This window comes from Pseudobacillus sp. FSL P4-0506 (assembly GCF_038003025.1).
In the GTDB taxonomy this organism is placed as follows: domain Bacteria; phylum Bacillota; class Bacilli; order Bacillales; family Domibacillaceae; genus Pseudobacillus.
In genome coordinates, this window is the sequence record NZ_JBBOOI010000001.1 from 3,780,094 (window position 1) to 3,794,162 (window position 14,069).

Genomic DNA, 14,069 nt, shown 5'->3' on the forward strand with positions numbered 1-14,069 from the left:
CAAAAAGTAAATTATTTAGAATATTCTTTCTACATTTTGACTGGTTGTCAGTTTCTTTCTTACATTTTGTCTCTGCTCAAGCTTCTTGATTGACTGTTTCAAGATATTCATAGGCAGCAACAGCAAACTCAATCGCCTGGCGTTTTGGCGGTTCCATAAAGTCCTCTCCGAGCAGCTCATATAACTTTTCCAGCCGGTGATAAAGTGTTTGTCTAACAATATACAGCCGTTCTGCTGTTTCTTTTTTCGAGCCGTTGCACTCCAGGTAGATTTTTAGCGTGTTCATCAATTTGGCTTGCTGAAAGCTGTCGTACGCAAGAACCGGCCTGAGATAATCCGCCACAAATTCATGAAGCATTCCCTGTTCTTGGACTGCATAAATCAATCTATATATATGTAAATCTTCATAAAAATAACCAGGTATTCTATGAGAAATTTTTTCCTTTATAGCAGCTGCTATTTTTGCTTTTTCATAGCTGCGTTTTACCTGCGTCAATTTATCAACGATCGTTCCGGCACTGATTTTCACGGGTACAGATGAGTAGTTTATAATATAATCTGATTTTTTGATATGATCGATGCCCATCTGTATTCGTTGTTTACATGTATCTTCTTTTCTTTTATCGAGCAGGATAAAAATTACTTCGTTTTTAGAGACTGTCGATAGCAGAAAGAAACCTTGCTCTTGAAAAATAGACTGCAGCAGCATCTTTAAATACGTCATGCTCGAACTTTCCGTATCAAGCTTATTTGCCTGAAGCAAAAAGACCACTGCTCTTTTCGGTTTTAATCCCGGCTCAATCTCTTTCAAAAACCGATTAACCTGCTCTTCAGTGTGCTCTCCGTTCAACCATTTCTGAATCCAGTCAGCTTCCTTTGCCTTCCTGCGCTCCTCGGTCCATAACTCGCGCAAAATAACTTGGGCAAGAGCGGTAGCTGTACGATCTAGAATAAGTGTTTCAAACTCGGTCATTTCTTCTTTTTCAGAAACGATGATCAATTCTGCGAAGCTTTGGCTCCATATATGAATAGGCTGGCGTGCATGGTGATAGCCTGTGCCTAATTTATTTCGGCTCACTGCTTCAAAAAGCTCGCGCTCCTCTCTTTTTGTCTTATTAGACACAATCTCCGGTTTCCCTTCTCTTGGAAGATAAATGACAGGCAGTCGAATTTGTTTATGCATTAGCCTAAGCACTTTCTCTCTTGGCTCTGTTTCCAGCAGCACTTCATTTATTCGGCGAGAATAGTCTTCTAAATCTGCAATCATTTGATATTGCTTCTTTACAATAAGTGTATGGACACTCTCTGTAATATCGACGAACCGCACCTCTTCCTGAAAGACAACAATGGGAAAGTCATGACGGTCTGCAAGCTCGAGAATTTCTTCAGGAATTTCATCCATATATTTCCCCAATTCTATGCAAAGCCCTGCTGCCCGGCAATCAATTAGCTGCTGTACGAGCAGCATCAGCGTTTCTTTCCCTGCCTTCCACCCTACGCCTGTAGAAAGAATCAATTCATCCCCATTAAGAAGGTTGCTGACATCGGAAACTTCCATGACGTGAACCCATTTCACTGCCCGATGCCGGCCATTTCTTCCAGCTACCATATTTGCCTGTCGAAAATGGTCCAGCTCCAAAATCTCTTGGACTGATAATTTAATCTCATTCTTCACTTCGCCACCTCGCACTCCCAAAAATTGATTCTATTTTTATCCAGTTTAATATCAAATCTAGCAACATTCAATTATATGGAAGAAGATTCACACAGCCCAAAAAACCTGAAAAAGATTTTTTCAGGTTTTGAGACTCGTATACAAAATAGTTTTTACCAGAACATTTTAGTAGTTACACTTAACGATTCATTACAATGTAAACTGTCTTACCAAACCATTCAATTCACCGGCGATAGTGGCTAATGTGTCCGCCTGGCTCTTTACATGTTCCATTGAGCTATTGACCTGTTGAGCTGCAGCCGATGTTTCCTCAATGCCGGCAGCCGACTCCTCAGATATAGCGGCGCCATTCTCAATGATCAATTGAATATCAGCTGTTTCTCCATGTATTTGCTTTAAATTAGATGAAATAGTGCTGATTTTTTGCACGAGAGCTGAAATGGCTTCTGTTATATCCTCAAATGTCATACCCGTCATTTGGACTTGGCCTGCTCCCGCCTCTACCTTTTCAAAGCTCGCTTGCAAGGATTCCACAACTTCTTTGGAGCCTTGCTGGATTCCATCAACCGTATGCGTAATACCGCTAATAGAATCCGTAACTTGTTCTGAAAGCTTGCGGACTTCACTAGCGACTACAGAAAAGCCCTTTCCATGTTCTCCCGCTCTTGCCGCTTCAATTGCTGCATTGAGTGCCAGGAGATTGGTCTGTTCTGCAATATCCTGAATAACTTTTACCATTACCGAAACATGCTTCGCCTGTCCGTCTAAGTCTTTCACTTTAAGCACCGATTCTTTAACAATCTCGCGGATTGTATGCATATCCTGCACAGAAGCATCCATTAATGACTTTCCTTCACCTGTTAAAGCTAGCACCTGCTCAGTTGTCTCAGTCATTTCTTCTCCATTATGGTAAGCAGCCTGGATGCTTTTTGAAAACTTCTCCATCTTTTCGGCAAGCCCTGTAGATGAATGCACCTGTGTTTCTGCTCCGCTGGATAGCTCTTGCATAGTAGCTGCAATTTGGCTGCTTCCTTCACTAACCTCATTAGAAATGTTCTGCAAAATGCTGCTCTGATTTGTAACGATGTGCGTAGTATCAGAAATGCGTGTCACCATCTCTTTAAAATTACTTTGCATGGCAACAATAGAGTGCATTAATAGCCCAATTTCATCTTTTCTCTTTTTCCCTTCAAATGTTACATCTAGCCTGCCTCGAGCAAATTCATCCATAAAATAAGCAGCCTGTTTAATAGGCTTGGAAATAGAACGACTGAAAAGAAACGCAACCGTGATTAAACATAACAATGTAATTCCACCAATAATTAACGTTAGAAAAATCATTCGTTGATCCGCTTGAGCGATGACGGATATATTCTGAGACATCTCCATCATGCCAATGACTTCCGTTTTTGTAGGATCAAATATCGGTATGTACATTTGCAAGGACTCTCCTTCCTTTGCGGAAGCTTTCTTTCCCGAGAGCACTTTATTCATAATTTTTGGTTCATCAAATTGCCCGCCAATGTTATCTTTGACAGATGAAACAACAATTTCACCAGACGAATTATATAAATTAAGCTCAACACCTTGAGCCGTCTCTGTTAATTGCTTTAAAAAGCTCCCATCAATCCCCATCTGAATTGTTCCTACAATCTTATTATCTACTTTAAGAGGGGCGAATGCTCGAACGGCCAGGCCGCTGCTGCCAAATTCAAATCCCGATACTTCTTTCCCATTTAAGGCATTCTGGACAGCGGGAAGACCACTTTTATCATCTCCATATTTTTCGGGACTATGGCCTCTTAAAAAGACGGTGCCATCCTTGTTTCCAAATTCAAGTACACTAATGTGATGTTCTTTTTCCAGGCGCTCAAAGACCGGCAACACTTTTGCCGAAAGGATTTCGCGGTTATTCGTCTGAAAAGCACTGATTAGCTCTTTATCCTCGCTGTATCTCTTTGTCAGATCCAACAGTTCAGTCGAAGTAAGCTCCAGGCTACGGACTACCGACTGTTCCATCGACTGCTGGCTTTGTTGAATAAGCGTCGAAAAAGTTTGAGTCGAATGATAAAGTAAAATAGCACTTAAAAGCAATAATGGAATAATAGAAACTGCCAATAAAATAATAAATAACTTAGTGCTTAACATCCTCAGCTTAGACAAGTCTTTTTCCTCCTCGTTCCCCCCAAGGAACAATTTACTAGTATAACAAACCGAAAATATTATAACTTAAGATCTAGAACATTCATATGTATAGGTCTTTTTATTTACAAAAACTTAATAATCCACGTATTGCTTTGACCAACCAAAAAAAGAGCTGTAAAAAAACAGCTCCCTGACAAGTAATAAATGATCTTTCATCGTTATCTCTTTCTTAAAACAGCCGATAAACGTTTTCACATTCTTCACCCGTTGGTTGGTAGAAACAATGAAGCTTGAAACGGGCAACTAGCGGTTGATCATACCACGTTGGCGGGCAATCTCCTTCCGGCCTGAAATACCATAAAGCATATTTAGAAGGCCAAATTCTCTCTCCAGCTATAGCCCGTCGTGCTAACCTTCGCTCACTTTCTCGCGGCCTTTGGTAGAAATATCCTTTTTGTACCGCTTCAAATGCATGTGGTTGGTACACCATTTGTGGAATCGTGCGCAATCCTTTAAAATCAGAACAGTTCGCCCTGATTCTGTTGATTCCAACGTTTCCAACCATCATCATTCCCTGTTCACCCTCTCCTTCCGCTTCCGCCCGCAGAAGCCTCGCTAGCAAATCAACATCCGATGATCTATGTTTTACGACTGCCATCTCTTCACCTCCGGCAACTCTTTCTTTGTATTATATTCTTCATTGCTCAAATGATGAAAATCAGGCGGTAAATAATGCTTTTCCAGGTAAAGCTTCTTGATTTCAATGGTACCGGCCAATAAAATAACAATATGTTAGAAAATAAAGAATAATCGGTCACACTAAGTGTAAGGAGCGAAACGATGAGCCATCCGGAATTTTTAAACCAAGAAAATATAATGATAAAGCCACTTGGCGATACAGCTATGACCGTTCAGTTTGGAACTGATATTACACCTGACTTGCATCAAAAGGTAAAAGCGCTCTCTTCTAAATTGAACAATCATTCATTCCCAGGGTTTATTGAATATATTCCTGCTTTTGCAAGTGTCACCATTTTCTACGATCCTCTTGTCGTTTACCAAGCTTTTGGCGGCTCTCCTTCTCAAGCTGTTTATTCTATTCTTGCAGATATGGTGTCGCATTTGCAGAAAGAAGATGCTCCAACACGGCAGATTAGGGAAATTCCCGTTTGCTACGGTGGTACACTTGGACCTGACTTGCAATATGTAGCAGATTATCATCAGTTATCTGTGGACGAAGTAATTAGTATTCATTCTAGTGTAGAATATTTGGTTTATATGATTGGCTTTGCTCCAGGCTTTCCATACTTGGGCGGTCTTTCAAAAAAAATCGCCACTCCCCGGCGCTCTTCTCCCCGTGTGTCCATTCCTGCCGGTTCAGTCGGTATAGCTGGAAGCCAAACAGGCGTGTATCCGCTTGAAACTCCCGGGGGCTGGCAGCTAATCGGCCGGACTTTCCTTCCGCTTTTCACGCCGAATAGCGAACCACCTACCTTTCTTCAAGCAGGAGATATAGTAAAGTTCATCCCTATTTCTGAAAAGGAATACATGTTAAGGAGGCGATTTTATGAGCTTGAAAGTAATTAAAGGCGGCCTGCTCGCCAGCCTCCAAGATCTGGGAAGATTCGGCTTTCAAAAGCACGGCGTTGTCGTTGGCGGAGCAATGGATCCCCTTTCCCTCCGTCTATCTAATCTATTAGTCAGCAATCAGGAAGGCGACGCTGCTATTGAAATAACGATGACGGGAACTTCACTGCAATTTGAAAAAGAAGCACTAATAGCTATTACTGGAGGAAACTTATCTCCTCAAATAAACGGAAAGACAGTACCAATGTGGCGGCCGGTTATGGTTAAAGAAGGAGCGCTACTCGAGTTTAAATCTTGTCAGTCCGGCTGTCGAGCCTATCTAGCTATTGCCGGAGGCTTCCGTATTTCAAAAGTTATGAACAGCAAAAGCACCTATCTGCGCGGAGCTATCGGTGGATATAAAGGGCGCGCACTCCGAGCGGGTGACCGACTTATATTTGAACATTCCCTTGCCTGCCCTCCGCTTTCTAACCATACGGATACTTTTCCATTTGCAGCAGCTGGTTGGCGGATTGCCGCAGCTCCCTTCACAAATGCAGATCACGTCGCTATCGTGAGGGTAATGAAAGGACCGGAGTTTGATCAATTTTCAGACAACAGCCGAAAGCAGTTTTTTAACAAGGAATTTGTCGTTACACCACAATCTGATCGGATGGGGTATCGATTGGCCGGCCCGACTCTCGCACTTGATGAGCCGTTTGACATGCTTTCAGAATCAGTCACAAACGGAACGATTCAAGTGCCCGAAAATGGTCAGCCCATTATGCTGCTCGCGGATAGACAAACAACAGGTGGCTATCCACGTATTGCTCAAATAGCTTCTATCGATTTGCCGGTTGTTGCTCAACTAATCCCCGGCAAAAGGCTTCGCTTCCAAGAGATCACATTAGAGGAAGCCGAACAGTTATACATCAAACGAGAAAATGAGATTCGTCAGCTACAGATAGGACTAGCATTAAAATTGCATAGAGGAGAAGACAAATGAAAATTGATTTAAATTGTGATATAGGAGAAAGTTTTGGGATCTATTCTCTCGGCCGGGATGAAGATATTATGCCTTATATCTCTTCAGCAAACATTGCATGTGGTGCTCATGCTGGTGACCCGGAAGTGATGAAACGCACAGTCGGCCTTGCTATTAAGCATGGTGTTTCTATTGGCGCTCACCCAGGGTATCCCGATTTAGCAGGCTTCGGAAGGCGAGAAATGTCGTTGACGCCAGAAGAAATTTATTCACTCGTTGTCTACCAAATTGGCGCGCTAGCTGCCTTTGCGAAAGTAGAAGGGGGGGCCCTCCATCACGTAAAGCCTCACGGAGCGCTCTACAACCAGGCGGCAATGAGCAAAGAGATTTCCCGGGCAATCGCCACGGCAGTGGCCGATGTCGATCCTTCCCTTGTTTTGTACGGCCTTGCGGGAAGTGAATTAATTGCAGCCGGAAAAGCAGTCGGCTTAACGACGGCTAATGAGGTCTTTGCCGATCGCACATATGCACCAAACGGTACTTTAACACCACGTCGTCTGCCAAATGCACTTCTGACAGATGCGGAAGCCGCTGCTGACCAAGTTATTCGGATTGTAAAGCATAATGCCGTTCAGACAACAGATGGCACTGATATTCAATTGGAGGCAGATACCATTTGCCTTCATGGTGATAGTGAGCAGGCAGTCGCCTTTGCCCGTTTTATTCACCGAAGGTTGCAAGCGGTTGGCATTAACATTGCCACTGTCTAACAGCTTTATCCAGATGACTTTTCATTTAAAAAGCCACTAAAAGATCCCTATCTTGCGACATTTAGTGGCTTTTTATATTCACGTTTGATCGTTCGATTGTTATGTATGAATTCCTTCTCTTCATCATACTGATTACTATGAGGCAGCAAGGAGTTGATGTAATTTGTCCTTCATCGGCTTTGAGTTAATATCCTTGAGATCGTTATCCATATTGCCTAATGACACTTTTCATACGTCTATTTTATGGAATGAAAAAAAAATTTCCTCTTCCATTGGGAAAGACCGCTATCATGAACAGGGACTTATCCTGCCCAATAAACCCTTTGCGGCAACTGGCAGGATCCATCACTTCCCTACAAAAACCAGCATGCCTTTTCAGTCTTGGCAAACCTCCCCCTGTCTGCTTATCCAGTGTCCTGCTGATCGTCCATTCTCTCTTCATCTTGAAGTCTTCTTATCAAATAAACGGTTGATGGGAGTGCTTGAACAAAGCATTAGCTTGTGCTTCTTACGAAAAGACGACCATTCTATCGAACGAATCCCTATCTATTTAGATCCCCAATCTGTCAAAAAAAAGCAACCATGCAACCTTTTGATCGACCTCTCTTTTCTCACTAATAAACACTGGTAATTAAGCAGCATGGAATTAAGAAGGTGCAAAGCAGAAAGAAATTCATGCACCTTCACTCTTCTCTATAATACAACTCTTCTTCGCCTGTTTCTTAAGTTAATATGGGAGTCAAGAAATAAACAATTAGAAAAGCAGTTACGATTCGCATCGCAATTCCTAAAACAGCAGCCCCCAATGCTTCCTTTTCACTTAAGTCGGAATGAGTCCCCCATATAACTGGAACTTGTCCCAATACGGTAGCTAAAGGCAGCCCGGAAGAAGCCAAAATAAACGAGCCAATGACAAGGCGAGGATCGATGGAAGCAGCAGTTTCAGATAGCTGGGCCATAGCAAGTGTCGGGGTAGCCAGAATAGAAAGAATGCCTGTTTCAGGATGAATGCTTAAAGCTAGCAAGACTGTCGATAGCCCTGATTCAACAGATGACCAAATACCAGCATATTCTAAAACCCCAATCATAGCAAAAACAACAGCGACAGCCGGAATGATCAGAAGGAAAACGAGTTCCGCTCCTTCACGAGCAGCATTGAATACTGTCGGCAAAGCGCCGGTATTAGGAGTAAACTTGGGTAAGCTCTCAAGTTGAACAGCTTTCGTATCACGGTAGAGAGTCTTAGAGAGGATGAAAGGCACGATAATGACCGGCATAAATACAGCTAACACTACTACTGCAAAAGCATTTGCTCCAACGGCAGTTAAAGCCATCATTCCTAACATAAATGTAGAAAACGATTGCTGGGATTGCACCATTGTGGCCACAGCAATTTTTTGTTCATCCTTTGTCGCTCCGGATCTAACCAAGATTGGACCAGCGATCTTCCCGGCTGCATTAATATCACCTAAAATATTGTAAATGCTCGGAATAACAACGGCTGAGTTGATTTTTAACAGCTTAGTAATTGGCACAAAGACTCGAATCAATGCATCGGTAAACCCCAGTCTTTCTAACGTCCTCCCTATGATTACGCTGACGATAATAGTAACGCCGACAGTCCCTGTTAAAAACACATTGACAACAACTGAAAATACTTGATCAACGATAGAATTAAACAGACCCGATAAGGTGCTTGGAGACACTAGCATGACTAGCAGTGAAGCAACGACTAAGGCTAAGCCTATAAATTCAATTCTTGACCATTTTCTCCTGTCAGGAGTGGGAATGACTGTTTCAGCATCTAAAGCGATAACATCTTCAGCTACTTTTTTTACTTCACTCACATCTTCATCTCCTTATCTTACTAAGATAATTGCACCGATTTTTTATTTACAAGATACTTGCCGGCCATTTGTTTTGCGTATTGTTTCATTGGCAGAGTACCCATTTCATGCAAGGCAGTACTCGTTACTCGCTCCCGAAAAACGACTATTTCTACATCCGTCAGCAGTTGATCTAAGGCATAAGCTAACGGCAGGCCATTTTCAAGTATTTCTAATACGTGGCAATTCCCAATGATAAAATTCAGTCCGAGTTCCTTTGCCATCTCAATCAGTACGTGGCCATCATAAACCCGGCTGATGGAAGCGAGAATTGTATCTGCTTCAGGATGTTCTTTTGCTGCTTGCCGCAAATGTTCAGGAGAAAACCCTGTGTGGGGAAAAATATGCAAAATGTTGTTTACCGACGTATGTTCATCCCCCAATATAATCCTTCCTCGCGTAACGACACTCGTTTCAGTCAATGAGGGAGTATCGCGTACTTCTTTTTCTGTGAATAAAAGATCCTCTTCATGCTGCAAACCCATAAAATTATCTAGTCGATTTAGCATATCACCGAGTGTCTGTACTTCAGGAAAAGCCTTTCCTACAAATAAGACGTTTCCATGAATGCCCCCATAATTGATTTCGGTCCGATAAACTTCATGTCCATGCAGAAAAGAGATGCCTGGATGAAGCCCGTGAAAAGCTTCGTGCAATTCGAATGCAGCCACATTGTAGAGATCCAAATAATTTTTTAATGTAACCCCACCTGAGTTGGCCGCTTCTGCTATGGGATGATGAGCAACAATCGCATCTACTCCAGTAGCTCCAGCCAGTTCAATGCTTCCTTCTGTCATTGTCATGGTTACAGCAACCTTTTTTACTTCTCTTTCTAAATCACCGTAGACAAGGCCTGGTGTCTCAATTACTTCTTTCCCTGGGAGATTAGAAGATTTCATGACAACAAAAGGATGCTCTCCCCTCGTAATGTCTGATAATGACTTTACTACTCTCCCTCCAGTCATCTCATCCAAAGCATGCAATACGTCTTTTACTGTTTTCATTCCATTGCCCCCTCTAGTTTTTATAATAAAAAAACCGCCAATACAAATCATGCAGACCTAAATCTACATGAATGTACTGACGGTTTTTATGCGCTCTTAAGAGTTCACTTTACCAGTCATCCTATTAAACTGTTTATTTTGACATGTAAAAACTGACATCTTGGTCAAGGATAATTACTGTAGCTGAAAGTTCAGTGAAAGGATCATAATCTTTTAAAATGGAAAGTACCTTCATTCCGTACTTTTCTTCAATGATTTTTTTCAGGTGCTCCTTGTAAGCATCAATGATAGCCATATCTGTCATCCGGGTAATCGAGCGATTGGTCTCGTCCAAAAATTTAAGAGTTGGAATTCTCTTATGATAGGCGAGAATCAATACTTTATCCCCCATAATATCAACCTTTTGACGTTTAACTCCAATGTCAAACATCCGAAGATTAATATTGTTATAGTCTTTGATGAGCTCCTGCTTAAAGGGACCAGCCGTCCAGATCATCTAACTACTCATCCCTTCTTTTTCGAAATAATCTGAATTATTCGATGGTTTTAATTTAGCACAGTTACACAACAATGTAAACCCTTTCATAGAAATTATTCAAATTCTACTATCATCTCTACTTCTACAGGCGCTCCTCCAGGCAATGAGGACATTCCAACGGCTATACGCGCATGCTGATTTTCTTCTCCGAAAATATCGTTCAGCAAGTCAGAGGCTGCATTAATCACTAGGGGATGATCTTTAAATTGGCTGTCTGCCGCCACATATCCATTTACTTTAAGTACTTTTGTCACTCTATTCAAGTTCCCGAGAATTTCCTTTAAGGAAGCTAGTAAATTCACTACGCATATCCTTGCCCCATCCTGCGCCTCCTCCATGCTGATGCCTGACGTACCGACCACCCCAACATATTTTTGACGGCCATCTATCTTTGGGGTTTGTCCTGACAATATAACCGTATTTCCTGAAATTACACCAGGAATAAATGGGTGTGGATTAGATGGCGCATCAGGCAGTTGAATATTTAATTCTTGCAATCTTTTTTCAATGTTACTTTTTACTCCTTTGTTCATCATGACAATTCCGCCCTCCTGCTTTCATTACTCGAACTTGTTTGGATCCCCGTCGAACGATGCATCAGAAATCCGAATAGACTCCGTTGGACAGCCATCAAATGCATCTTCAAGCCCTTCGGTTAAATTATCTGGTATGGGAGTTGTTCCTTGATTATCGTCTAACAAGACGTAGGAGATTCCTTCTTCATCATAATCAAAAATTTCTGGTGCTTCTGCCCCACAAGATCCGCATGCAATACAAGTTTCTCTATCCACAATTGTATATTTGGCCACCCTTAATCTCCTTCCCTTTATCTATTTTCCTATCAGGACTGCTTCAGGCAGCCCTATGGATGTGCTGTGAAGCGGCTGCACTCTTGCCTGTGGATCCATATAAGCCTTTGCATTATTAACTGCCGTCGGAGCCTCACCAAAACCTACTGCTATCAGCTTTACTTTGCCAGGGTATGTGCATATATCTCCTGCTGCATAAATCCCCGGAATATTTGTTTCCATTTTGGAATTCACAACGATACTCCCCTTTTGAATATCAAGCCCCCAGTTCTTTATTTCTCCCAGACTTGATATAAAGCCAAAGTTTACGATTAAATCATCTAATTCTATTAGTCTTTCTTCAGATGTTTGGTTATTAGCAACAATAATTTTTTCCAATTTTCCCTTTCCTCTTAACTCTTTAATCTGATAAGGAGTTAAAATATTGACACTCGATTGTTTCAATTGATTGACGCTATGTTCATGAGCACGAAACTTATCTCGCCGATGAATAAGAGTTACTTCTCTGGCAATCGGTTCAATCATTAATGCCCAGTCTACAGCCGAGTCTCCTCCGCCATTAATGACAACCTTCTTATCAGCAAACTGATGAAGATCGTTAATAAAATAATGAAGGTTTTTCGACTCATATAAACCAGCTGATTCATGCGGCAAGCGTCTCGGTTCAAAAGCTCCTGCTCCGCCTGTAATAATAATTGTTTTTGAGAAGTGGACGGCTTTATCCGTTGTAATTTTAAAGCCATCCACTTGTTTTTCAACATGTAGCGCACACTCTTCAAGTGCAACAGCCGGATTGAATAAGAGAGCTTGCTCCTTTAAAGCATCAATAAGCTCTTGAGCACGAATTTTCGGAAATCCTGCTACATCATAAATAAATTTCTCGGGATAGAGTGCGGCTAATTGTCCGCCTAATTTAGGCATGCTGTCAATGATTTTAACGGAAGACTGGCGCATTCCTCCATAGAAAACAGTAAAAAGTCCAGCAGGCCCTCCGCCAATTACCGTGATATCATATAATTTGTTCTGGTGATCGTTCACCGAAAGATCCTCCTATAATAATGATTTGAATGACTGTTTACTTCTTATTAGTGTTTATACTTTAAAAAAACTTTTCGAATGAACGTTCATCGCTGCCTAATTAGTATGTTGACTCTGTTCTACTTAATTGTTGATTTTCCCTGCAGCAATCCATCATCCTCTGTGTCACGTGCGCTCCTATAGGGGCAATGGCCGCCTTTCGCTCCAATGATCTGTTAAAAAACGTTTATCTTTAACAGGGACATTATTTTAAACAGATTGTTTTGGCTCACTTTTTGTTAAGTAATAGAGTGTTTGCTTGCGTTTATAGCTAAGAGGCTCATGTGCATAATAGATTTTGGCCACTGCGCGATCATTGCAAAGAGAACATTTAATTTGATAAGGAGTTTTACTGATATGAGGTGCTTCTAATAATGTTAACGCTTCTTTCATATGACTATTGCAGACCCACATGCTGTCACCTCTTATAAATTGATTTTGTCAGGGATTCTCAAGAAGTAATTGGATAAAAGCATTTATTTAGTCGTGGATACTTCTTTTTTCAGTTTATCTGGTTTTCTCTTTTTCACTTGTTGAGTGACTTCCTCATCCCAGGAAACAGCAATATCACCTGTAGTCACAAATGTCTGGCATCCTAATCGATAGCCTTTTTCCAGCCACTCTTCTCCTAATTTTCTTCTTTCCTGTATTTTTACGTTATCGAGAAATTCGACCCCTTCTTCTGTCTTAAATACACAGGTACCACAAATTCCGCCGCCGCAGCGATTTGGCAATTCCCCATCATAGCGGAGAGACATTCTTAAAATATTAGAGTGTTCCGGAACTTCCAATGTTTTTTGGCTATTAATAAAATGAATGTTAGGCATTTTTTCTTCCTCCTCTTTTGTTTGGTATACAATATACCATATTACCAATTTTCTAACAATATAAAAATGTCAGAATTTTTACGTATAAACTGTCTATACACTATTAGTTTTTCGTTCTTTTTTCTTTCACTTGTTGAATATAGCTGATATATGCTTTTTTAGAGTTTTCAATGTGTATTCTCATTAAGTATTCAGCCATTTCTATTTCTTTATTGCGTAGAGCCTTCATAATATCAAGATGTTCTTTTAAGGACTCCTTTCTTCTTCCGGGCGTTTCATACCCCATATTTGCTGACATATGAATATAATCTGTTAAACCCGATAAGATCTCGAATAATTTTGGACTCTTGGCTGCCTTATTAAGAAGATGATTCATCTGGATGTGTTCACTATTAAAATCTTCTTCCCCTTGTTCTTCTAGCTTTAATAACTGTTGGATTTTTCGTCTAATTCTTTTTGTGTCTCTTCATCCATCCTCTGTGCGGCTAATTTTGCTGCAAGCACTTCTAATGAAGAAAGAATGGTAAATACTTCAATAACCTCTTCTTCAGAAATCTCTGAAACGACAACACCTTTTCTTGGCACTGTTTGAACAAACCCTTGAGATTCGAGACGAAATAGAGCCTCACGGATCGGTGTACGGCTAATGGCTAACTTTGCAGCAAGCTCTCTTTCAATTAGACGGTCCCCTGCTTTATATTTCCCTTCAAGAATCCGTTCTTTTAAATATAAATAGGCATACTCCCGTATGGATAAAAAACTTTCCTCTTTCCAATTCATCTCCATA

At 41.2% G+C, this 14,069-nt stretch carries 17 protein-coding genes; 3 read left to right on the forward strand and 14 right to left on the reverse strand.

The window, feature by feature from the left end; translation table 11 throughout:
• Positions 1-76: 76 nt before the first annotated feature.
• From MKZ02_RS18655 to MKZ02_RS18665, 3 genes are all read right to left on the reverse strand, one after another.
• Entirely contained in the window at positions 77-1,675 is a 1,599-nt protein-coding gene (locus MKZ02_RS18655) for a PucR family transcriptional regulator (protein ID WP_340855227.1), read from the reverse strand.
• A 189-nt stretch (positions 1,676-1,864) separates the two neighbouring features.
• Positions 1,865-3,838 (reverse strand): methyl-accepting chemotaxis protein, encoded by a 1,974-nt coding sequence (locus tag MKZ02_RS18660; protein WP_340855230.1) that lies wholly within the window; start codon positions 3,836-3,838, stop codon positions 1,865-1,867.
• 211 nt (positions 3,839-4,049) lie between these two features.
• On the reverse strand, positions 4,050-4,478 hold the full coding sequence (locus tag MKZ02_RS18665; protein ID WP_340855232.1) for a cell wall hydrolase: 429 nt from the start codon (positions 4,476-4,478) through the stop codon (positions 4,050-4,052).
• 182 nt (positions 4,479-4,660) lie between these two features.
• Between MKZ02_RS18665 and pxpB the strand changes: the two genes are divergently transcribed.
• From pxpB to MKZ02_RS18680, 3 genes are read left to right on the forward strand one after another with little or no spacing between them, the layout of a single operon-like run.
• Complete coding sequence (gene pxpB, locus MKZ02_RS18670) at positions 4,661-5,407, forward strand: 5-oxoprolinase subunit PxpB (RefSeq protein ID WP_340855234.1); 747 nt, start codon at positions 4,661-4,663, stop codon at positions 5,405-5,407.
• Complete coding sequence (locus MKZ02_RS18675) at positions 5,388-6,392, forward strand: 5-oxoprolinase subunit C family protein (protein ID WP_340855237.1); 1,005 nt, start codon at positions 5,388-5,390, stop codon at positions 6,390-6,392. Before pxpB ends, MKZ02_RS18675 begins: the two co-directional genes overlap by 20 nt.
• A complete protein-coding gene (locus MKZ02_RS18680) occupies positions 6,389-7,141 on the forward strand; it encodes a LamB/YcsF family protein (RefSeq protein WP_340855239.1) in 753 nt (250 codons plus the stop codon). The genes MKZ02_RS18675 and MKZ02_RS18680 overlap by 4 nt, the downstream gene beginning before the upstream one ends.
• 241 nt (positions 7,142-7,382) lie before the next feature.
• Here MKZ02_RS18680 and MKZ02_RS18685 read toward each other — a convergent pair whose 3' ends face one another.
• From MKZ02_RS18685 to MKZ02_RS18735, 11 genes are all read right to left on the reverse strand, one after another.
• Positions 7,383-7,583 carry a hypothetical protein gene (locus MKZ02_RS18685; RefSeq protein WP_120036642.1) on the reverse strand — a complete coding sequence of 67 codons (201 nt, stop codon included), beginning with the start codon at positions 7,581-7,583 and terminating at the stop codon, positions 7,383-7,385.
• Positions 7,584-7,863: 280 nt separating this feature from the next.
• A complete protein-coding gene (locus tag MKZ02_RS18690; RefSeq protein ID WP_340855241.1) occupies positions 7,864-8,988 on the reverse strand; it encodes a hypothetical protein in 1,125 nt (374 codons plus the stop codon).
• Positions 8,989-9,008: 20 nt separating this feature from the next.
• Complete coding sequence (locus MKZ02_RS18695; protein WP_340855244.1) at positions 9,009-10,031, reverse strand: Nif3-like dinuclear metal center hexameric protein; 1,023 nt, start codon at positions 10,029-10,031, stop codon at positions 9,009-9,011.
• Positions 10,032-10,164: 133 nt separating this feature from the next.
• The gene (locus MKZ02_RS18700) at positions 10,165-10,527 is read right to left on the reverse strand and encodes a Na-translocating system protein MpsC family protein (protein WP_120036639.1); all 363 of its coding nucleotides are present in this window, start codon (positions 10,525-10,527) and stop codon (positions 10,165-10,167) included.
• A 95-nt stretch (positions 10,528-10,622) separates the two neighbouring features.
• Positions 10,623-11,105 (reverse strand): RidA family protein, encoded by a 483-nt coding sequence (locus tag MKZ02_RS18705; RefSeq protein ID WP_340855247.1) that lies wholly within the window; start codon positions 11,103-11,105, stop codon positions 10,623-10,625.
• A gap of 24 nt (positions 11,106-11,129) precedes the next feature.
• Positions 11,130-11,378 (reverse strand): ferredoxin, encoded by a 249-nt coding sequence (locus tag MKZ02_RS18710; RefSeq protein ID WP_120036638.1) that lies wholly within the window; start codon positions 11,376-11,378, stop codon positions 11,130-11,132.
• Between the two features lie 21 nt (positions 11,379-11,399).
• Entirely contained in the window at positions 11,400-12,416 is a 1,017-nt protein-coding gene (locus MKZ02_RS18715; protein ID WP_340855249.1) for an NAD(P)/FAD-dependent oxidoreductase, read from the reverse strand.
• Between the two features lie 249 nt (positions 12,417-12,665).
• Positions 12,666-12,869, reverse strand: coding sequence for a hypothetical protein (locus MKZ02_RS18720; RefSeq protein WP_120036636.1), 204 nt, complete (start codon positions 12,867-12,869; stop codon positions 12,666-12,668).
• Between the two features lie 62 nt (positions 12,870-12,931).
• Positions 12,932-13,282: a 2Fe-2S iron-sulfur cluster-binding protein gene (locus MKZ02_RS18725; RefSeq protein ID WP_340855254.1), complete on the reverse strand. Its 351-nt coding sequence runs from the start codon at positions 13,280-13,282 to the stop codon at positions 12,932-12,934.
• Positions 13,283-13,385: 103 nt separating this feature from the next.
• Positions 13,386-13,733: an FCD domain-containing protein gene (locus MKZ02_RS18730; protein ID WP_340856455.1), complete on the reverse strand. Its 348-nt coding sequence runs from the start codon at positions 13,731-13,733 to the stop codon at positions 13,386-13,388.
• The gene (locus tag MKZ02_RS18735) at positions 13,706-14,068 is read right to left on the reverse strand and encodes a GntR family transcriptional regulator (protein WP_340855257.1); all 363 of its coding nucleotides are present in this window, start codon (positions 14,066-14,068) and stop codon (positions 13,706-13,708) included. The genes MKZ02_RS18730 and MKZ02_RS18735 overlap by 28 nt, the downstream gene beginning before the upstream one ends.
• Position 14,069 lies beyond the last annotated feature (1 nt).

Excerpts from the sequence above, each read along its gene's own strand:
- MKZ02_RS18665 (WP_340855232.1), bottom strand. The coding sequence starts at position 4,478 with ATGGCAGTCGTAAAACATAGATCATCGGATGTTGATTTGCTAGCGAGG.
- pxpB (WP_340855234.1), top strand. The coding sequence starts at position 4,661 with ATGAGCCATCCGGAATTTTTAAACCAAGAAAATATAATGATAAAGCCA.
- MKZ02_RS18675 (WP_340855237.1), top strand. The coding sequence starts at position 5,388 with ATGAGCTTGAAAGTAATTAAAGGCGGCCTGCTCGCCAGCCTCCAAGAT.
- MKZ02_RS18680 (WP_340855239.1), top strand. The coding sequence starts at position 6,389 with ATGAAAATTGATTTAAATTGTGATATAGGAGAAAGTTTTGGGATCTAT.
- MKZ02_RS18685 (WP_120036642.1), bottom strand. The coding sequence starts at position 7,583 with ATGAAGAGAGAATGGACGATCAGCAGGACACTGGATAAGCAGACAGGG.
- MKZ02_RS18695 (WP_340855244.1), bottom strand. The coding sequence starts at position 10,031 with ATGAAAACAGTAAAAGACGTATTGCATGCTTTGGATGAGATGACTGGA.
- MKZ02_RS18700 (WP_120036639.1), bottom strand. The coding sequence starts at position 10,527 with ATGATCTGGACGGCTGGTCCCTTTAAGCAGGAGCTCATCAAAGACTAT.
- MKZ02_RS18705 (WP_340855247.1), bottom strand. The coding sequence starts at position 11,105 with ATGATGAACAAAGGAGTAAAAAGTAACATTGAAAAAAGATTGCAAGAA.
- MKZ02_RS18720 (WP_120036636.1), bottom strand. The coding sequence starts at position 12,869 with ATGTGGGTCTGCAATAGTCATATGAAAGAAGCGTTAACATTATTAGAA.
- MKZ02_RS18725 (WP_340855254.1), bottom strand. The coding sequence starts at position 13,282 with ATGCCTAACATTCATTTTATTAATAGCCAAAAAACATTGGAAGTTCCG.
- MKZ02_RS18735 (WP_340855257.1), bottom strand. The coding sequence starts at position 14,068 with ATGGAGATGAATTGGAAAGAGGAAAGTTTTTTATCCATACGGGAGTAT.